The 19,598-nt window shown below is 63.3% G+C and carries 14 protein-coding genes and 1 tRNA gene; 3 read left to right on the plus strand and 12 right to left on the minus strand.

Annotated features, from left to right (window positions below; all coding sequences use genetic code 11):
• Positions 1–4 precede the first annotated feature (4 nt).
• The 10 genes from rpoC to BM222_RS12035 form a co-directional block, all read right to left on the minus strand.
• Positions 5–4,201, minus strand: a complete 4,197-nt coding sequence (gene rpoC, locus BM222_RS11990) for a DNA-directed RNA polymerase subunit beta' (protein ID WP_092228467.1) — start codon at positions 4,199–4,201, stop codon at positions 5–7.
• A gap of 129 nt (positions 4,202–4,330) precedes the next feature.
• Positions 4,331–8,455 (minus strand): DNA-directed RNA polymerase subunit beta, encoded by a 4,125-nt coding sequence (gene rpoB / locus BM222_RS11995; RefSeq protein WP_092228468.1) that lies wholly within the window; start codon positions 8,453–8,455, stop codon positions 4,331–4,333.
• 474 nt (positions 8,456–8,929) lie between these two features.
• Positions 8,930–9,307, minus strand: a complete 378-nt coding sequence (gene rplL / locus BM222_RS12000; protein WP_091957455.1) for a 50S ribosomal protein L7/L12 — start codon at positions 9,305–9,307, stop codon at positions 8,930–8,932.
• Positions 9,308–9,361: 54 nt separating this feature from the next.
• On the minus strand, positions 9,362–9,880 hold the full coding sequence (gene rplJ, locus BM222_RS12005; protein WP_063203383.1) for a 50S ribosomal protein L10: 519 nt from the start codon (positions 9,878–9,880) through the stop codon (positions 9,362–9,364).
• 580 nt (positions 9,881–10,460) lie between these two features.
• Complete coding sequence (locus BM222_RS12010) at positions 10,461–11,414, minus strand: 2-hydroxyacid dehydrogenase (RefSeq protein WP_092228469.1); 954 nt, start codon at positions 11,412–11,414, stop codon at positions 10,461–10,463.
• A gap of 87 nt (positions 11,415–11,501) precedes the next feature.
• The gene (gene rplA / locus BM222_RS12015; RefSeq protein ID WP_092228470.1) at positions 11,502–12,194 is read right to left on the minus strand and encodes a 50S ribosomal protein L1; all 693 of its coding nucleotides are present in this window, start codon (positions 12,192–12,194) and stop codon (positions 11,502–11,504) included.
• Positions 12,195–12,200: 6 nt separating this feature from the next.
• Complete coding sequence (gene rplK, locus BM222_RS12020) at positions 12,201–12,629, minus strand: 50S ribosomal protein L11 (protein WP_008136439.1); 429 nt, start codon at positions 12,627–12,629, stop codon at positions 12,201–12,203.
• 133 nt (positions 12,630–12,762) lie between these two features.
• Positions 12,763–13,317, minus strand: a complete 555-nt coding sequence (gene nusG, locus BM222_RS12025) for a transcription termination/antitermination protein NusG (RefSeq protein WP_092228471.1) — start codon at positions 13,315–13,317, stop codon at positions 12,763–12,765.
• Entirely contained in the window at positions 13,317–13,508 is a 192-nt protein-coding gene (gene secE / locus BM222_RS12030) for a preprotein translocase subunit SecE (RefSeq protein WP_007611620.1), read from the minus strand. Before secE ends, nusG begins: the two co-directional genes overlap by 1 nt.
• Positions 13,509–13,833: 325 nt before the next feature.
• Positions 13,834–13,909 (minus strand) — tRNA-Trp (locus BM222_RS12035).
• Positions 13,910–14,073: 164 nt separating this feature from the next.
• Between BM222_RS12035 and BM222_RS12040 the strand changes: the two genes are divergently transcribed.
• Entirely contained in the window at positions 14,074–15,291 is a 1,218-nt protein-coding gene (locus BM222_RS12040; RefSeq protein ID WP_092228472.1) for a serine hydrolase domain-containing protein, read from the plus strand.
• Between the two features lie 185 nt (positions 15,292–15,476).
• Here BM222_RS12040 and BM222_RS12045 read toward each other — a convergent pair whose 3' ends face one another.
• Positions 15,477–16,244, minus strand: a complete 768-nt coding sequence (locus BM222_RS12045) for an SDR family NAD(P)-dependent oxidoreductase (protein ID WP_092228473.1) — start codon at positions 16,242–16,244, stop codon at positions 15,477–15,479.
• 68 nt (positions 16,245–16,312) lie between these two features.
• A complete protein-coding gene (locus BM222_RS12050; RefSeq protein WP_092228474.1) occupies positions 16,313–17,005 on the minus strand; it encodes a histidine phosphatase family protein in 693 nt (230 codons plus the stop codon).
• 132 nt (positions 17,006–17,137) lie between these two features.
• On the opposite strand from BM222_RS12050, the gene BM222_RS12055 reads away from it, so the two are divergent.
• Together BM222_RS12055 and argE are read left to right on the plus strand one after the other, a co-directional pair.
• Complete coding sequence (locus BM222_RS12055; RefSeq protein ID WP_092228475.1) at positions 17,138–17,923, plus strand: SDR family NAD(P)-dependent oxidoreductase; 786 nt, start codon at positions 17,138–17,140, stop codon at positions 17,921–17,923.
• A gap of 463 nt (positions 17,924–18,386) precedes the next feature.
• Positions 18,387–19,574, plus strand: a complete 1,188-nt coding sequence (gene argE / locus BM222_RS12060; protein ID WP_092228476.1) for an acetylornithine deacetylase — start codon at positions 18,387–18,389, stop codon at positions 19,572–19,574.
• Positions 19,575–19,598 lie beyond the last annotated feature (24 nt).

The following is a 19,598-nucleotide window of genomic DNA, read 5'->3' on the forward strand; positions in this document are numbered from 1 at the left end:
AGCATTATTCCGCAGGCGGCAGCGCAGGAAGCTCGGCTTCCGGAGCGGGCGACACGACGGCCGCCTGCTTCTCGCGCTCGTCGAGTATCAGCTTGTCGCGCTTCATGGCGACTTCGCGGATCTTGGCCATGGAGGCGCCGGTGCCCGCCGGGATCAGCCGGCCGACGATGACGTTCTCCTTGAGGCCTTCGAGCGGATCGACCTTGCCGTTGACCGCCGCTTCCGTGAGGACGCGGGTGGTCTCCTGGAACGAGGCGGCCGAGAAGAAGGAGCGGGTCTGCAGACTCGCCTTGGTGATGCCGAGCAGAACCGGCGTTCCCGTGGCGGGCTTCTTGCCCTCTTCCTTGGCCTTTGCGTTCAGTGCGTCGAACTCGATCTTGTCGACCTGCTCGCCGGAGATCATGTCCGTGTCGCCCTGATCGGTGACTTCCACCTTCTGGAGCATCTGACGGACAATCACCTCGATGTGCTTGTCGTTGATGAGCACGCCCTGGAGCCGGTAGACCTCCTGGATTTCGTTGACCAGATAGGCCGCGAGCTCCTCGATGCCCTTGACCGCAAGGATGTCGTGCGGCGCCGGGTTGCCTTCGACGATGAAGTCGCCCTTTTCGACGACGTCGCCGTCCTGAAGGTGGATGTGCTTGCCCTTCGGGATCAGGTACTCGCGCGGCTCGTCGGTCTTGTCCATCGGCTCGATCGAGATGCGACGCTTGTTCTTGTAGTCGCGCCCGAACCGGATGGTGCCCGCGATCTCGGCGATGATCGCCGCATCCTTCGGACGCCGTGCCTCGAACAGTTCCGCCACCCGCGGCAGACCGCCGGTGATGTCACGCGTCTTGGCGCTCTCGGTCGAGACACGGGCGAGGATGTCGCCCGGGTTGACCTTGGCTCCGACGTCGACCGAGAGAATGGCGTCGACCGACAGCATGTAGCGGGCATCGCCGCCACGGGCGAGCTTGAGCACCTTGCCGTCCTTGCCCTTCACCACGATGGCCGGACGCAGGTCCGAGCCGCCGCGGGTCGAGCGCCAGTCGATGACGACGCGCTTGGCGATACCGGTCGCCTCGTCCAGCGTTTCCGAGATCGACTGGCCCTCGACCAGATCCTCGAAGCCGATGGTGCCTTCCACTTCGGTGAGGAGCGGACGGGTGTACGGGTCCCACTCGACGATGCGCTGGCCACGCTTGACCATGTCGCCTTCATCGACATGCAGCCGCGAGCCGTACTGGATACGGTGCGTCGCACGCTCGGTGCCGTCGGCATCGACCACCGCCACCACCATGTTGCGCACCATCGCCACCAGGTGACCTTCGCTGTTGCGGGCGATGGCCTTGTTCCGGATCACGATCTTGCCGTCGAAATTGGCTTCGACGAAAGACTGCTCGTTGAGCTGCGCCGCGCCGCCGATGTGGAACGTACGCATGGTGAGCTGCGTGCCCGGCTCGCCGATCGACTGCGCCGCGATGACGCCGACCGCTTCGCCGTGGTTGACCGGCGTGCCGCGGGCGAGGTCGCGGCCGTAGCACTTGCCGCAGATGCCGTTGACGAGTTCGCAGGTCAGCGCCGAGCGGATCTTCACCTCCTGCACACCACCCTGCTGGATGGCGTCCAGATGGCTCTCTTCCATCAGCGTGTCGCGCGTGATGATCACCTTGCCCGAGCTGTCGCGCACGTCTTCGCAGGCCGTGCGTCCGAGGATGCGCGAACCGAGCGAAGCGACCACGGTGCCGGCATCGACGATGGCGCGCATCTTGATGCCGAGCTTGGTGCCGCAGTCGGACTGCGTGATGATGCAATCCTGCGCGACGTCGACCAGACGACGGGTCAGGTAGCCGGAGTTCGCGGTCTTCAAGGCGGTGTCCGCGAGGCCCTTACGGGCGCCGTGGGTCGAGTTGAAGTACTCGAGAACCGAGAGGCCCTCCTTGAAGTTCGAGATGATCGGCGTCTCGATGATCTCACCCGACGGCTTGGCCATCAGGCCGCGCATGCCGGCGAGCTGGCGCATCTGGGCCGGCGAACCACGGGCGCCGGAATGAGCCATCATGTAGATCGAGTTGATGTCGGCATCGGCTCCGGCCGCCGTCTTCTTGGTGGAGGAGATCTCCTTCATCATCGCCTTGGCGATTTCTTCCGTGGCCTTCGACCAGGCGTCGACGACCTTGTTGTACTTCTCGCCATGCGTGATCAGACCGTCGTTGTACTGCTGCTCGAAATCCTTCGCCAGCGTACGCGTGGTGTCGACGATCTTCCATTTCGAGTTCGGCACGACCATGTCGTCCTTGCCGAACGAGATGCCGGCCTTGAACGCGTTGTAGAAGCCGAGCGCCATGATGCGGTCGCAGAAGATCACGGTCTCCTTCTGGCCGCAGTGGCGGTAGACCTGGTCGATGACGCCCGAGATCTCGCGCTTGGTCATCAGCTTGTTGATGATCTCGTACGAGATGCGCGGGTTCTTCGGCAGCAGGTTGCCGAGCATGACGCGGCCGGCGGTGGTCTCGATCCAGCGCTTGGAGACCTTGCCGGTCTCGTCCATGCCTTCCCACCGATACTTGATCTTGGTGTGGAGGTGGATGACCTTCGCATGCAGGGCATGCTCGAGCTCGGCCATCTCGCCGAACAGCTTGCCCTCGCCGGGCAGGCCTTCGCGCATGATCGAGACGTAGTAGAGACCCAGCACGATGTCCTGCGACGGCACGATGATCGGCTGGCCGTTCGCGGGATGCAGGATGTTGTTGGTCGACATCATCAGCACGCGCGCTTCCAGCTGCGCTTCGAGCGACAGCGGAACGTGCACGGCCATCTGGTCACCATCGAAGTCGGCGTTGAACGCCGAGCAGACCAGCGGGTGAAGCTGGATCGCCTTGCCCTCGATCAGCACCGGCTCGAACGCCTGGATGCCCAGACGATGCAGCGTCGGCGCGCGGTTGAGCAGCACGGGATGCTCGCGGATCACCTCGTCGAGGATGTCCCAGACCTCGGGCCGTTCCTTCTCGACCAGCTTCTTGGCCTGCTTGACGGTGGTGGACAGGCCCTTGGCGTCAAGCCGCGAATAGATGAACGGCTTGAACAGCTCGAGCGCCATCTTCTTCGGCAGACCGCACTGATGGAGGCGCAGCTCGGGACCGACCACGATCACCGAACGGCCCGAATAGTCGACGCGCTTGCCGAGCAGGTTCTGGCGGAAACGGCCCTGCTTGCCCTTCAACATGTCGGCGAGCGACTTCAGCGGGCGCTTGTTGGCACCCGTGATGACGCGGCCGCGACGGCCGTTGTCGAACAGCGCATCGACCGCTTCCTGAAGCATGCGCTTCTCGTTGCGGATGATGATGTCAGGCGCACGCAGCTCCATCAGCCGCTTCAAGCGGTTGTTGCGGTTGATGACGCGGCGATAGAGGTCGTTGAGGTCGGAGGTCGCGAAGCGGCCGCCGTCCAGCGGCACCAGCGGACGCAGGTCCGGCGGGATCACGGGAACGACGGTCAGGATCATCCATTCCGGCTTGTTGCCGGAGTGGCGGAAGGCCTCGACGATCTTCAGACGCTTGGCGAGCTTCTTGTGCTTGATGTCGGAGTCGGTCTCCTGCATCTCGGCGCGCAGCGACAGTTCGAGCTTCTCGAGGTCCATGCCCTTGAGCAGCTCGCGGATCGCCTCGGCGCCGATCATGGCGGTGAAGGAATCCTGGCCGTACTCGTCCTGCGCCTTCAGATACTCGTCTTCCGACAGCAGCTGACGGTCCTTCAGCGCGGTCAGGCCCGGCTCGAGCACGACGTAATATTCGAAGTAGAGGATCCGCTCGAGATCCTTCAGCGTCATGTCGAGCAGGAGGCCGATGCGCGAGGGCAGCGACTTCAGGAACCAGATGTGGGCAACCGGGGCCGCGAGCTCGATGTGGCCCATGCGCTCGCGCCGGACGCGCGACAGCGTGACCTCGACCGAGCACTTCTCGCAGATGATGCCCTTGTACTTCATGCGCTTGTACTTGCCGCACAAGCACTCGTAGTCCTTGATCGGCCCGAAGATGCGGGCGCAGAACAGGCCGTCGCGCTCGGGCTTGAAGGTACGGTAGTTGATGGTCTCCGGCTTCTTGATCTCGCCGTAGGACCAGGACAGAATCTTCTCCGGGGACGCGATCGAGATGCGGATCTGGTCGAAGACCTGAGCCGGCGTCGTCGGGTTAAAGAGATTCATAATTTCTTGGTTCATCGTCTTCTCCTCGCGTACCGGTCGCCTCCGGCCGCAAATTCGAAAATCACTTAAGCGGGGCGCCCTGCCCTCAAGGCATCGGGAGGGGCGCCAATGCCCGGCCGCGAAGGCCGGGCATGAACGGTCGTGTTATTCGGCCGCTTCCGACGTCGGCGCCGGACCCATCTTGGAATTGTGCAGGTCGACGTTGAGGCCGAGCGAGCGCATTTCCTTGACCAGCACGTTGAACGATTCCGGAATACCGGCCTCGAAGGTGTCGTCGCCACGCACGATCGCCTCGTACACCTTGGTACGGCCGGCCACGTCGTCCGACTTCACGGTCAGCATTTCCTGCAGCGTGTAGGCCGCGCCGTAAGCTTCGAGCGCCCACACCTCCATTTCGCCGAAGCGCTGGCCGCCGAACTGCGCCTTGCCGCCCAACGGCTGCTGGGTGACGAGCGAGTACGGACCGATCGAACGCGCGTGGATCTTGTCGTCCACGAGATGGTGCAGCTTGAGCATGTAGATGTAGCCCACCGTCACCTTGCGATCGAACGCATCGCCGGTGCGGCCGTCATAGACGGTCGACTGGCCCGAAGCGTCGAGACCCGCGAGCTTCAACATCTCCTCGATGTCGGTCTCCTTGGCACCATCGAACACCGGCGTTGCGATCGGCACGCCGCGGCTCAAATTGTGGCCGAGTTCAAGCAGCTCGTTGTCGTTGAGCGTCTTGATCGTCTCGTCCTCGCCGTAGACCTTCTTCAAGGTCTCCTTCAGCGGCTTGATGTCCTGCTTTGACAGGTAAGCATCGACGGTCTGGCCGATGCGCTTGCCGAGGCCGGCGCAAGCCCAGCCGAGATGCGTCTCGAGGATCTGTCCGACGTTCATGCGCGAGGGCACGCCCAGCGGATTGAGCACGATGTCGGCATGCGTGCCGTCTTCCAGGAACGGCATGTCCTCGATCGGCACGATCTTCGACACCACGCCCTTGTTGCCGTGGCGGCCGGCCATCTTGTCGCCGGGCTGGATCTTGCGCTTCACCGCGACGAAGACCTTGACCATCTTCATCACGCCGGGCGGCAATTCGTCACCGCGCTGGAGCTTCTCGACCTTGTCGAGGAAGCGCTGCTCGAGCCCCTTCTTCGACTCGTCGTACTGTTTCCGCATGGCCTCGATCTCGGCCATCAGCTTGTCGTTCGGAGACGCGAACAGCCACCACTGCGACTTCGGGTACTCCTCGAGCACCGCACGGGTGATCTTGGTGTCCTTCTTGAAGCCCTTCGGACCGGCAATGCCCTGCCGCCCCTCGAGCAGCTCGGCCAGACGGTTGTAGACGTTGCGGTCCAGGATCGCCTGCTCGTCGTCACGGTCCTTGGCCAGACGCTCGATCTCTTCCCGCTCGATCGCCAGCGCACGCTCGTCCTTGTCGACGCCGTGGCGGTTGAACACGCGGACTTCCACGATCGTGCCCTGCACGCCCGGGGGAACGCGCAGCGAGGTGTCGCGAACGTCGGAAGCCTTTTCGCCGAAGATGGCGCGCAGGAGCTTTTCTTCCGGCGTCATCGGGCTCTCGCCCTTCGGCGTGATCTTGCCGACCAGGATGTCGCCGGCGCGCACTTCCGCGCCGATGTAGACGATACCGGCTTCGTCGAGGTTCTTCAGCGCTTCTTCCGAAACGTTCGGAATGTCGCGGGTGATTTCCTCGGGTCCCAGCTTGGTGTCGCGGGCCATCACCTCGAATTCTTCGATATGGATCGAGGTGAAGACGTCTTCCTTCACGATGCGCTCGGAGAGCAGGATCGAGTCTTCGAAGTTGTAGCCGTTCCACGGCATGAACGCGACCAGCACGTTGCGGCCGAGCGCGAGCTCGCCGAGATCGGTCGACGGACCGTCAGCGATGATGTCGCCCTTCTTGACGATGTCGCCGACCTTCACCAGCGGACGCTGGTTGATGCAGGTCGACTGGTTGGAGCGCTGGTACTTCATCAGGCGGTAGATATCGACGCCCGACTTGGTCGGATCGAGATCTTCGGTCGCACGGATGACGACGCGGGTCGCGTCGATCTGGTCGATCACGCCCGAGCGGCGCGCCGCGATCGCGGCGCCCGAGTCACGCGCAACCACGCCTTCCATGCCGGTGCCGACGAACGGCGCCTCGGCGCGAACCAGCGGCACCGCCTGGCGCTGCATGTTCGAGCCCATCAGCGCGCGATTGGCGTCGTCGTTCTCGAGGAACGGGATCAAGGCTGCGGCGACCGAAACGAGCTGCTTCGGCGACACGTCCATGTAGTCGACCTTGTCGGGCGTCAGCGGCACGACGTCGCGGGTGCCGCTCGCGCGGCAGACCACCAGGTCTTCGGTGAAGCGGCCCTTGGCGTCGACCGGCACGTTGGCCTGAGCGACCGAATAGCGGCCCTCCTCCATCGCCGAGAGGTACACGACCTCGTCGGTAACGCGGCCATCCTTGACCTTGCGATACGGCGTCTCGACGAAGCCGTACTTGTTGACGCGCGCAAAGGTGGCGAGCGAGTTGATCAGGCCGATGTTCGGACCTTCCGGCGTCTCGATCGGGCAGATACGGCCGTAATGCGTCGGATGCACGTCGCGCACCTCGAAGCCGGCGCGCTCGCGGGTCAGACCGCCCGGTCCAAGCGCCGAGAGACGACGCTTGTGGGTGATCTCGCTGAGCGGGTTGGTCTGGTCCATGAACTGCGAGAGCTGCGAGGAGCCGAAGAACTCGCGGACGGCGGCGGCCGCCGGCTTCGCGTTGATCAGGTCCTGCGGCATGACCGTGTCGATGTCGACCGAGGACATGCGCTCCTTGATCGCGCGCTCCATGCGCAGCAGGCCGATACGGTACTGGTTCTCCATGAGCTCGCCGACCGAGCGCACACGGCGGTTGCCGAGATGGTCGATGTCGTCGATCTCGCCCTTGCCGTCGCGCAGGTCCACCAGCGTCTTGATGACGCAAAGGATGTCTTCCTTGCGCAGCGTGCGCTGGGTATCGGGCGCATCGAGGTCGAGGCGCATGTTCATCTTGACGCGGCCGACCGCGGAGAGGTCGTAACGCTCGGCGTCGAAGAACAGCGACTGGAACATCGCCTGCGCCGAATCCAGCGTCGGCGGCTCGCCCGGACGCATCACGCGGTAGATGTCGAACAGCGCGTCCTCACGCGTCATGTTCTTGTCGGCCGCGAGCGTGTTGCGGATGTAGGCGCCGACATTGACGTGGTCGATGTCGAGCAGCGGCAGTTCCTTGTAGCCGTGCTCGTTGAGAGCCTTCATCGACTTGTCGGTGATTTCCTCACCGGCTTCGGCATGGATCTCACCGGTCTTCGGGTTGACGAGGTCCTCGGCGAGGTAGTTGCCGACGAGTTCCTCATCCGACAGACGCAGCGCCTTGAGCCCCTTCTCCTGGAGTTGGCGGGCGGCGCGGACGGTGAGCTTCTTGCCGGCCTCGAGCACGACCTTGCCGGTATCGGCGTCGATCAGGTCGTTGATGGTCGAGTAGCCGCGGAAACGGTTGGCGTCGAACGGAACGCGCCAGCCTTCCTTGGTCCGCTTGTAGAGGATCTTCTTGTAGAACGTGGACAGGATCGCCTCGCCGTCGAGGCCGAGGGCGAACATCAGCGACGTCACCGGAATCTTGCGGCGACGGTCGATACGCGCATAGACGATATCCTTGGCGTCGAACTCGATATCGAGCCAGGAGCCGCGATACGGGATCACGCGGGCAGCGAACAGCAGCTTGCCCGACGAATGGGTCTTGCCCTTGTCGTGATCGAAGAACACGCCCGGCGAACGGTGCATCTGCGAGACGATGACGCGCTCGGTACCGTTCACGATGAAGGTGCCGTTCATGGTCATGAGCGGGATATCGCCCATGTAGACGTCCTGCTCCTTGATGTCCTTGACCGACTTCGCACCGGTTTCTTCGTCGATATCGAACACGATGAGGCGCAGCGTCACCTTGAGGGGTGCCGCGAAGGTCATGCCGCGCTGGCGGCACTCGTCGACGTCATACTTCGGCTGCTCGAACTCGTAGCGGACGAATTCCAGCATCGAGGTGCCCGAGAAGTCGGAGATCGGGAACACGGAACGGAACACGGCCTGCAGGCCCTCGTCGAGGCGCCCGCCGGCGGGTTCGTCGACCATCAGGAACTGGTCATAGGACGCCTTCTGAACCTCGATGAGGTTCGGCATCTCGGCGACTTCCTTGATGTGTCCGAAGAACTTGCGAACGCGTTTGCGACCGGTGAATGTCTGCTGCGCCATCGTGGCCTCTCATTTTCGTCGCCCGCTCTGGGCGAACCGTCCGGAACGCGGCTGCCACCGCTCCCGGGTTGAATTTTTCGAACCCGCTTTGGGGCCGGAGACTCAGGTTTCAGGCGGGAATGTCCTGAATCTGTTCTTCAGACCTTCAAAACGCAAAACGACGCGCGGGGCGCTAGCGCGCGCCCGCCCGTCACAACGATCGTCTTCACGGACTGAAAAAGCCCGAAATAGCCTGCTCTCCCAACGGCTTACAGGGAAATCCGGTATCCCTGCCCACCGCGCTTTCGTGCTGCCGAACCGATATGGGGCGACAATAATGGAGATTCGAGAGGTTAACCCTCAAATCCCCACACATTTTCGTGTTCAGCCTGCGTCGGGACCATCCGTCGCACGCCTTTTGCATCTGGCGCCGCCCCTTGAGGGGGCAGACCAAGATCCCGGGCCGGAGCCCGGGATCTTGCCAGAAAGCGTTGCTTACTTGAGCTCGACCTTGGCGCCAGCCTTCTCGAGCTGGGCCTTGATCTTCTCGGCCTCGTCCTTGTTCACGCCTTCCTTGACAGGCTTCGGCGCGCCCTCGACGAGATCCTTTGCTTCCTTCAGGCCCAGGCCGGTGATGGCGCGGACTTCCTTGATGACCTCGATCTTCTTGTCGCCGGCGGAGGCGAGCACGACCGTGAACTCGGTCTTCTCTTCCGCCGGAGCGGCAGCAGCGCCGCCGCCGGCCGGGCCGGCCACGGCGACAGCCGCGGCAGCCGAAACGCCCCACTTCTCTTCGAGGAGCTTCGCGAGTTCGGCAGCTTCGAGCACGGTGAGGCTCGAGAGGTCGTCAACGATCTTCTGCAAGTCAGCCATTGTTCAGTTTCCTTGAGTGTAAGTCTGGTTCGGGTTTGAGTTTTGCGAAGGGCGTCAGGCCGCTTCGCCCTTAGAGGCATGAGCCTGGATGACGCGCGCGAGCTTGCCCGCGGGCGCGTTGGCGAGCTGAGCGAGCTTGGTCGCCGGGGCCACAAGCAGGCCGACGATCTTGCCGCGCAGTTCATCAAGCGACGGCAGCGAGGCAAGCGCCTTCACGCTGTCGACATTCAGGACGGTCTTTCCCATCGAGCCGCCAATGATGACGAACTTTTCGTTCGCCTTGGCGAATTCGACGGCGACCTTCGGCGCCGCTACCGGATCGTTCGAAGTGGCGATCACGGTCGGCCCCTTCAGCATGGGGCCGATGGCAACGACGTCAGTGCCTTCAAGAGCAATTTTGGCGAGACGGTTCTTCGAGACCTTCACCGAGGCACCAGCCTGCTTCATCTGCATGCGCAGCTTCTGCATCTGGGCAACGGTCAGGCCGGAATATTGAGCAACGATCGCGACGCTCGTGGTCTTGAAGACCCCATTGAGCTGTTCGACCGCGTCTTTTTTTGCCGCTCGTTCCACAGCAAGCTCTTTCCGGTTGGCGGTCATCGCGAAAAGCGGGACCGCCGGGTTGCACCCATCGCCCCACCCAAAACCTGAACCTCAGGGCCAAAACCCATCGGACACGCGCCGGGCGAGACGACAATTCAAAGCCTGCCCTCCGGGAGCCCAAGGCCCACGGCGTGTCGAGGTCCGAACCAAACTCCTTCCGCGACCACCCCTAGAGGTGCGACGCGAAGTGAAATCCGGTCTTCACCCGTCTATGCAGGCCATACGATTAAGCCGTTGAGAAATCGAAACTTCCCGCGGGCGCCTGCAGTCTTGGACAGGACAAGGCCAGCCGGCGAACCGCCTGACCTCTGCCAGCATCCCACCGGCCGATGGATTTTCCTTCCTTTCCGGGCAAATCCTTGCGGACGTCCTGAAAAGGAATGATCTCCTACGTGTCGGGTTTTCGGAATGCGTGCACGAACGCGCCAGCCAAGGCCGGCACGTCCGGAAGCGGTTCTTTAACCGCTCTTTGCCGGATTGCCAAGAGCAAAATTCACACCAGTTCCAATCCGTGGCCATCAGGGCTTGGCCCGGCCTGACAAGAGCCGATTCAGGGCGATTTGACCCCATAAGGCAGCGGCTTGCCCTCGAAGAACGCGCTCAAGTTCGCCAGCACGCAGTCCTGCATGGCGACGTGCGATTCGACGGTATGGCCACCGATATGAGGGGTGAGCACCACATTGGGCAGCGCCGTCAACGCGTCGGGCGCGTGCGGTTCCTTTTCAAAGACGTCGAGGCCGGCGCCCGCGATGCTCTTGTCGGTCAGGGCCGCGACCAGGGCCTTCTCGTCGATCACCGAACCGCGGGAGACGTTGACGACATAGCCGTCCGCGCCGAGACGCTTGAGAATGTCGGCATTAAGGACGTGCTGGGTCTCCGTCCCGGCCCGGACCGCGACCATCAGCACGCTGCACCAATCGGCCAGCGCCTCCAGGGCCGGAAAATATTGATAGGGCAAATTGTACTTGCTGCGGCTGCAATAGCCGATCTCGGCCTCGAAGGCGGCACAGCGCGCCGCGATCTTGCGGCCGATCTCGCCCATGCCGTAGATGCCGATGCGGCGGCCGGCCATGCCGGCGTGCGGGCGCATCATGGAAGACTGTTTTGACGCCGCCCAATCGCCGCTGCGAACATATTGGTCCGCGACCAATATCCGCCGCGTCACCGCCAGCATCAGGATCATCGCGATGTCGGCCACTGAGGCCGCATTGGCGCCGGGGCTGTGGCCGACGGCGATGTTGCGGGCAGCTGCCGCCTTCAGGTCGACGCCGTCATAGCCGGTGCCATAGCAGACGATCGCGCCAAGTTTTGGAAACAGGTCCATCGCCTCGGCGCCGAGCGGCGTGCCGCCCGCGGTCAGCAGCGCGCGGATGCCTGCGAGCTGGTCCGCCGAAAACACCTCCCGCGCGGGCTTGCCGGCGGTGTCGAGCAACTCGAAGCGCTCGGCGAAGCGCGCCATCATCGTCTTTGGAAAGCGCGAGTAGATCAGGACCTTGTCGGCCATTGCTCTTGTTTCCGGTGAGTTCGCACAAACGACGAGGGGCGGAATCGGTTGCCCAATTCCGCCCCTCGCCTCATGCAATTTCCAGGCTTAGCCGAGAATGGTGCCCGGCTCGACCTTCACGCCCGGGCCCATCGTCGAGGACACCGCAACGCGCTGGATGTAGGTGCCCTTGGAGCCAGCCGGCTTCGCCTTGGTGACGGCATCAGCCAAGGCCTTGATGTTCTCGACCAGCTTCTCCTCGGAGAACGAGGCCTTGCCGACGCCGGCCTGCAGAATGCCGGCCTTCTCGACGCGGAACTCAACCGAGCCGCCCTTGGCACCCTTCACCGCACCGGTGACGTCCATGGTCACGGTGCCGATCTTCGGGTTCGGCATCAGGCCGCGCGGGCCGAGCACCTTACCGAGACGGCCGACCAGCGGCATCATGTCGGGGGTGGCGATGCAGCGGTCGAAATCGATCGCGCCGTTCTGCACCTTCTCGACCAGGTCTTCGGCGCCGACGACGTCGGCACCAGCAGCCTTGGCTTCGTCAGCCTTGGCGCCGCGGGCGAACACGCCGACGCGGAGCGTACGGCCGGTGCCGTTCGGCAGGGTCACGACGCCACGGACCATCTGGTCGGCGTGACGCGGATCGACGCCGAGATTGATTGCGACCTCGATGGTCTCGTCGAACTTCGCCTTGGCGCGTTCCTTGACCATCTTGATGGCATCCGCGAGCGGGTAAAGCTTTTCGCGGTCAACACCTTCGCGGGCTTTGTTCAAACGCTTTCCGATTGCCATGACCGCTTACCCCGCCACTTCCAGACCCATCGAGCGGGCAGAGCCCTCGACCATCTTCATGGCCGATTCGATGGTGTCGCAATTGAGATCCTTCATCTTCTTCTCGGCGATCTCGCGCACTTGCGCCTTGGTCACCTTGCCGGCCTTGTCACGGCCCGGCGCCTTCGAGCCGGACTGGATTTTTGCGGCCTGCTTGAGGAAGAAGGACATCGGGGGGGTCTTCATCTCGAACGTGAACGAACGATCGGCGTAGATCGTGATCACGACGGGAATCGGGGTGTTCTTCTCTTCCTTCTGGGTCTGGGCGTTGAACGCCTTGCAGAACTCCATGATGTTGAGACCGCGCTGACCGAGCGCGGGACCGATCGGGGGCGAAGGATTCGCCGCACCGGCCGGGACCTGAAGCTTCAGGTATCCGGTCACTTTCTTTGCCATGTATCACTCCTGTTGTGCCGACCTTAGGCCGGCGGTTTCAGGTTCGTGGTGGGGATATCGAACGGCTGGCAACCGCCCTCGTCCTCCCACGGCCTCTTGTCGCGCGAGACCTGAAGCCTCACGCCTCGTCCGATCAGACCTTCTCGACCTGACCGAATTCCAGTTCGACCGGCGTTGCGCGACCGAAGATCGACACCGCGACCTTCACGCGCGAGCGCGCCTCGTCGATTTCCTCGACGACACCCGAGAACGAGGCGAACGGACCGTCGGCCACGCGCACGTTCTCGCCGATCTCGAACGACACCGACGCCTTCGGCCGTTCCACGCCCTCCTGCACCTGGTGCAGGATGCGCATGGCCTCGTTCTCCGAGATCGGCATCGGCTTGTTCTCGGCGCCGAGGAAGCCCGTGACCTTCGGCGTGTTCTTGATCAGATGAAACGCCTCGTCGGTCAGCTTCATCTTCACCAGCACGTAGCCGGGGAAAAACTTGCGCTCGGCGTCGATCTTGCGGCCGCGGCGCACTTCCGTGACCTTCTCGGTCGGAACCAGCACCAGCTCGAACAGCTCCTCGAGCCCGCGCTGCTTGGCCTGCTCGCGGATCGATTCGGCGACCTTTTTCTCGAAGTTCGAATAGGCGTGGACGATGTACCAGCGCTTGTCGGACAGTTGAGCCGTTGCTGTAGCCATCAGTGAATGCCCAAAAGGAAGGTGATGAGGTAACGGATGATCTGGTCGGCGGCGAAGAAGAAGATCGAGGCCACGGCGACCATCACGAACACCATGATGGTGGTGATCGTGGTCTCACGACGGGTCGGCCAGGTGACCTTGGCGGTCTCCGAGCGCACTTCCTGCAAGAACTTGAACGGGCTGACTGCCATCGTTTGAGACGCCATTAAGATTTCAGGGATCCGAACAGCCGCCTGTGGCCCAGCCCTCTGTCTCGAAGGATGAGCCGGAAAACCGGGCTCTGATATTCGGGGGATTTCAAAGCCGCGCCGGAAATCCGCGTTTAACGGGCCGGCTGCGAGTGCGGGGTATCTACTGCGGTTGGGGCCGAACGTCAAGATGTGGGCGGGGCCGAATGCACACGAGCCCGGCTCTGGGACGTGATGCGAATCAAGGGTTTACCGGTGCCCATGAACCAGCTCCGAGCTTTCGGCCCGTCATTGTCCTGCCTGTCGATCCTGATTGCCTGGGATGCGCTGGCAGGAGTGGCAGGGCTCGAACCTGCGACCCCCGGTTTTGGAGACCGGTGCTCTACCAATTGAGCTACACTCCTACGGACCCTTGCGTCGCCGCCGGATCAGGGGCGCTTTCAAGCACAGGGGACGGCTGGATTGCAAGGACGGATTGCAAGGGTGAAGCGCGCTGGCTTCGCTTGTTTGGACAGCAGCTTCTGGGCCACTCTCCAATCCCGATAATCAAGAACAACCGGGAGTGCCCATGACTGCCACAGCCGCCCAAGCCGCGACCGCCCCGAAAACCCCACCGATTCCCGAGGCTAGGCCCGAGACGCTGGGCCTGTCCCGCTCCCGCCTGCAGGCGATGTCGGGCGCGTTCAAGCGCGAGATCGACAAGGGAACCGTCCCCGGCGTGACTGTGCTGGTGGCCCGCCGTGGCCAGGTCGGCTGGTTCGAGGCGCTGGGCAAGCAGAGCCCGGCGGGGCCGGCGATGGCGCTTGATTCGATCTTCCGGCTCTTCTCGATGACCAAGCCGATTGTTTCGGTCGGCATCATGGCGCTGGTCGAGGACGGCCACCTCCTCCTCGGCGATCCCGTCGCCAAATTCATTCCGGAGTTCGCCGACCAGAAAGTTGGCATCGTCAGCGGCGACAAGCTGGAACTGGTTCCGCCAAAGCGGCCGATGACGGTGCAAGACCTGCTCCGCCACACCTCCGGCCTCACCTACGAGCACCAGGGCGACGGCCCCGTGCACAAGCTCTATCAGCAGTCCCGCGTCCGCAGCCGCAAGATCACCAATGCCGAGCACGCCGCGCTGGTGGCGAGCTTCCCCCTCGTCTGCCACCCCGGCGATGAATTCAACTACAGCCGCTCCACGGACATTCTCGGCCGCATCATCGAAATCGTCAGCGGCAAATCCCTCGGCACCTTCCTGACTGAACGCATCCTCGCGCCCCTGCGGATGGCCGAGACCGGCTTCTCCACCTCCGCGGCCAATGCACACAGGCTGGCCCAGCCGTTCGAAGCCGATCCCTGGACCGGCGACAAGGTCGCGCTGTTCAACATGCTCGAGCAGCCCGTCATGGAATCAGGTGGCGGCGGCCTGGTCTCGACCACGATGGACTACGCCCGCTTCGCGCTGATGCTGCGCAATGGCGGCACGCTCGACGGCGCCAGGATCATCGGCCGCAAGACGCTGGAGCTGATGGCCTCCGATCACCTCGGACCTGATGTCGTCGCCAACGGCACGCTGCTCTCGCCCGGCCATGGTTTCGGCCTCGGCTTCGCGGTCCGCCGCGACGCCGGCATCGCGCCCTTCCCCGGCAGCGTCGGCCAATATTTCTGGAGCGGCATCGCCGGCACGTTCTTCTGGATCGATCCCAAGGAGGACCTGTTCACGGTGTTCATGAGCCAGGGTCCGGGACAGCGCGATTTTACGCGGACACTGGTCAGGGATCTGGTTTACGCGGCGGTGGATTGAGGCGTCGCTTACGCGCGACGCCGCATCTCCACACTCACTGTCATGCCCCGGCTTGACCGGGGCATCCAGTACGCCGGGGCAGCAGTTGGTTCACGCCAATTCCGCCGCGGAGTACTGGATCGCCCGCCTTCGCGGGCGATGACACCTGTTGTCGGGCGAGCTTACTGCCCCTCCCGCGCGACGCCCTAGCTAATCGTCGCGCCGCCGTCGATCACCATGGTCTGGCCGGTCATGAAGTCACCGGCCTTCGATCCCAGGAACACCGCGGCACCTGCGATCTCGTCGGGGATGCCGATGCGCAAGAGCGGCGAGCGCGAGGTCGAGGCCTTCAGGTTTTCCGGATTGTCCCACAGCGCCTTGGCAAAGTCGGTCTTGATCAGGCCGGGCGCGATGCAGTTCACGCGGATATTGTGCTTGCCGTATTCGCAAGCGAGGTTGCGTGCGAGCTGCATGTCGGCGGCCTTCGAGATCGCGTAGGCACCGAGGATGGTCGAGCCTTTCAGGCCGCCGATCGAGGAGACGATGATGACCGAGCCGTCCTTGCGCTCGATCATCTGCGGCACCACCATCGAGATCAGCCAGTTGTTGGCGACGATGTTGTTGTCCAGAATCTTCCTGAACTGATCGTCGGAGATGCCGGCGAGCGGACCGTAATAGGGGTTCGACGCGGCGTTACACACCAGCACGTCGATCTTGCCGAAGGCGCGGTTGCTCTCGTCGACGAGGTTTTGCAGATTTTCCTTCGAGGAAATGTTGGCGGCGATCGCGACCGCGGTGCCCTTGCCGAACTTGGCGTTGATGCCCTTGGCGACTTCTTCGCAGACGTCAGCCTTGCGTGAGGAGATCACGACCTTGGCGCCGTGCTCGGCCATGCGCTCGGCGATCGCAAGCCCGATGCCGCGCGTCGAGCCGGTGATGACGGCTACTTTGCCCTTCATGTCGAACAAGGTCATGTTTCTCTCCCAGGGTACGATTTGATTTGGCTTGAACCTTACGCTGCGTCCGCGCGCGGACAGCTGGATCACGCGAGCTTCTTGACTTCCGGTCCCGCCGGCTGATGCATCTCGGCATGCGCATCGTCGGCGATCCATGGCTGCTGGTTCACCATGGGCAGTCGCCAGACGCTGCGCTCGGGGCTTGCGAAATAGTCGAGCCGCGTGATCGAGACATTGTCGATGTCGAACGACAGCGCCCGCTCGACCTGGCCGTCGAGAGCGAGCCCGATCGCCGCCTTGATGGTGCCGCCATGCGCGACCGCGATCACGTCCTGCCCGGCCGCCTCATCGTTGATCCGCTCGATCGTCCGGCGCGTCCTGACATAAAGATCCATGAAACTTTCGCCGCCGGGAGCGGGCTCGTTGATGTCGGCGAACCAGTTCGAGCCGACGGGACGGCTGGCGATGAACGCGGCGCGGTTCATGCCCTGCCATCTTCCGAGATTCTGTTCGGCGAGATCAGCCTCCCACTTCATCGAGTCAGGCTTCGGGTAGCCCGCTGCCCAGATCGCTTCGGCGGTTTGATGCGTGCGCATCAGATTGCTCGAGTACCAGACTGCCTTGCGTGGCAGCACCTTGGCAACGGCATTGAATACGTAGGTGTCGCTGGTGTCGCAGGCGAGATCGCTCTGCCCGTAGATATTGCCGCCGTCATTGCGCACCGGTGCGTGGCGAATCCACCACCAACGTGTCGTGATCACAATGTCTGCGGTTGCCATGAGCCTCTTCCATCCCGTGTGATGTCGCTGTACGTCAGGTGTGAACGTGTCTCAAGACACTTTACCGTTTGAAATTCTGTTTGAAATTCCGTCGCGCGGCAAGCGTCGCGCAAGCACCAAAGGGAGAAACGCATGGGCCGCCTGCAAGGCAAATCCGTCATCATCACCGGCGCCGGCAGCGGCATCGGTCGCGCGGCTGCGCTGCTGTTCACCAGGGAAGGCGCCAAGCTGATCGCGGTCGATCGCACCGAGGCCGTGAGGGAGACCGTCGACGAGGTGAAGAAGGCCGGCGGTGTTGCGGAGGCGATGATCGCCGATGCCGGCTCCGAGAAGGACGTCACCGCCGTGATCGACAAGGCCGTGAACACGCACGGCAGGCTCGACGTGATCTGGGCCAATGCCGGTATTTCCGGCGGGCTCGTTCCCCTCGGCGAGCAGACCGTGGAACATTGGCAGGAGGTGTTACGCGTCAATCTGATCGGGCCGTTCCTTGCGGTGAAGCATGCGATGCCGCACATGGTGAAGCAGCAATCCGGCGCGATCGTGCTGACTGCATCGGTTGCCGGACTCAAGGCCGGCGCCAGCGGACACCCCTATGCCGCGAGCAAGGCCGGCGTCATCAGCCTCGTGCAGACCACGGCGTATTCGCTCACGGGCACCGGCGTGCGCATCAATGCAGTCTGCCCCGGCCTGATCGAGACAGGCATGACCAAGCCGATCTTCGACCGCGCCAAGGAGCGCGGCACCCAGGACAAGATCGGCCAGCTCAATCCGCTCAAGCGCCCCGGCCAGCCGCACGAACTTGCCGCGATGGGATTGTTCTTGGCGAGCGACGAAGCGTCGTATGTGAACGGCCAGGCGTTCCCGGTGGACGGCGGCCTGACGGCATCGATGCCGTATACGGGGAAGCCGGTTTAGCGTCGGACCCAGAAGGCCACGGTACGCGCTGTTAGATGGGCCCCGGCTCTGCAGCGCATCACACCGCACGACGCTGCGCGTCGCCGGGAGCGCTGCGCACCGTCCGGAGCGTGAGAGCGTGGTCTTCACGCACGACTCTCTCCACATCGTCATTTGCGAGCGGAGCGAAACAATCCAGAATCCCTCCGCGGAGAGACGCTGGATTGCTTCATCGCAAGGGCTCCTCGCAATGACGGAGTGTGGGGTGACGCGGTCGTTCTCCAACTCGCATCTGTCTTTTAAAGCGGAATATTTTCGGGTGCGCGTCTTGCCCCACGGCTGGCGTGTTTTGCCCGACAGGCAACGCAAGCTGTTGTTGTCTGCTCCGAAGGCCCTCTAGCCTGTGTTGATTTGCCCGACTGGCCGTCACGTTGGTATGGTTCATGCAGTACCCTCAGCCTGTTCAGCTCCGACAAGAATGACAATGCCCAATCCAATCCTCCCGAGCTCACGCGCCGACCGCATCCGCAACATGCTCGCCGAGCTTGTTGCCTTCGACACCATCAGCGACCGCACCAATCTGCCCCTGATCGCGCACATCGAGAGCTATCTCGCCTTCCTCGGTGTCAAGGGCGAGCGCATCACCGACGGAACAGGGACGAAGGCCTCGCTCTGGGTCACGATTGGGCCGGAGGATCGGCCCGGCCTCGTGCTGTCGGGCCACACCGACGTCGTGCCTGTCGTCGGCCAGGACTGGAGCCACGATCCATTCAAGCTCATCGAGCGCGACGGCAGGCTTTACGGCCGTGGCACGACCGACATGAAGGGTTTTGTCGCGGTGTGCCTCGCCATGGTGCCGGAGATGCTGGAAGCGAAGCTGACGACGCCGATCCATCTGGCGATCTCCTATGACGAGGAGATCGGCTGCGTCGGCGTGCGGCCGATGCTGGCCGTGGTCGCGAAGAAGAAAGTGCGACCGCTCGGCGCCTTCATCGGCGAGCCGACCGAGATGAAGGTCATCATCGGCCACAAAGGCAAGCACGGCGTGCGTGCGACGTTCCACGGCCTCGCCCGCCACTCCTCGATCGCGCCCGATGGCGTCAACGCCATCGAATATGCCGCCGAGCTGATCACCGAGATCCGCCGCCGCGCGGTGAAGCTCGCAAGCGAAGCCGAGCGCAACAGCCTCTACGACGTGCCCCATTCGACGCTGCTGACCAGCATCGTGCATGGCGGCGCGGCGCTGAACATCGTGCCGGATATTTGCACCGTGGACTTCGAATGCCGCGGCATCGGCATCACCGAGTCCAGGGAGGTGACGGACGCGATCGTCGCCTGGGCCAAGGCCGAACTCGAGCCTGGGATGAAGGCGAAGAGCCCCGAATGCGGCATCGACTTCGAGGAGATCCTCGACTACCCCGCCCTCGACACCAAGGCCGACGCCGCCATCGTCACGCTGGCAAAGCAGCTAGCCGGCCGCAACGACCACGCCAAGGTCGCCTTCGGCACCGAAGCCTGCCTGTTCGCCAGCATGGCCGAGATCCCCTCGGTGGTGATCGGCCCCGGCTCGATCGCGCAAGCGCATACGCCTGACGAGTTCGTGGAGATGGCTGAGCTTGAGAAGTGCGCGGAGTTCGTGGAGAGGCTGATCGCGCATTGTGCGAAGAATTAAGAACGTAGGGCGGATTAGCCAGCG

The organism is Bradyrhizobium sp. Gha, assembly GCF_900113735.1.
GTDB lineage: Bacteria > Pseudomonadota > Alphaproteobacteria > Rhizobiales > Xanthobacteraceae > Bradyrhizobium.

Bases quoted from the DNA above. Each gene is read 5' to 3' on its own strand.
- rpoC (WP_092228467.1), bottom strand. From the start codon at position 4,201: ATGAACCAAGAAATTATGAATCTCTTTAACCCGACGACGCCGGCTCAG.
- rpoB (WP_092228468.1), bottom strand. From the start codon at position 8,455: ATGGCGCAGCAGACATTCACCGGTCGCAAACGCGTTCGCAAGTTCTTC.
- rplL (WP_091957455.1), bottom strand. From the start codon at position 9,307: ATGGCTGACTTGCAGAAGATCGTTGACGACCTCTCGAGCCTCACCGTG.
- BM222_RS12010 (WP_092228469.1), bottom strand. From the start codon at position 11,414: ATGGCCGACAAGGTCCTGATCTACTCGCGCTTTCCAAAGACGATGATG.
- rplA (WP_092228470.1), bottom strand. From the start codon at position 12,194: ATGGCAATCGGAAAGCGTTTGAACAAAGCCCGCGAAGGTGTTGACCGC.
- rplK (WP_008136439.1), bottom strand. From the start codon at position 12,629: ATGGCAAAGAAAGTGACCGGATACCTGAAGCTTCAGGTCCCGGCCGGT.
- nusG (WP_092228471.1), bottom strand. From the start codon at position 13,317: ATGGCTACAGCAACGGCTCAACTGTCCGACAAGCGCTGGTACATCGTC.
- secE (WP_007611620.1), bottom strand. From the start codon at position 13,508: ATGGCAGTCAGCCCGTTCAAGTTCTTGCAGGAAGTGCGCTCGGAGACC.
- BM222_RS12040 (WP_092228472.1), top strand. From the start codon at position 14,074: ATGACTGCCACAGCCGCCCAAGCCGCGACCGCCCCGAAAACCCCACCG.
- BM222_RS12045 (WP_092228473.1), bottom strand. From the start codon at position 16,244: ATGACCTTGTTCGACATGAAGGGCAAAGTAGCCGTCATCACCGGCTCG.
- BM222_RS12050 (WP_092228474.1), bottom strand. From the start codon at position 17,005: ATGGCAACCGCAGACATTGTGATCACGACACGTTGGTGGTGGATTCGC.
- BM222_RS12055 (WP_092228475.1), top strand. From the start codon at position 17,138: ATGGGCCGCCTGCAAGGCAAATCCGTCATCATCACCGGCGCCGGCAGC.
- argE (WP_092228476.1), top strand. From the start codon at position 18,387: ATGCCCAATCCAATCCTCCCGAGCTCACGCGCCGACCGCATCCGCAAC.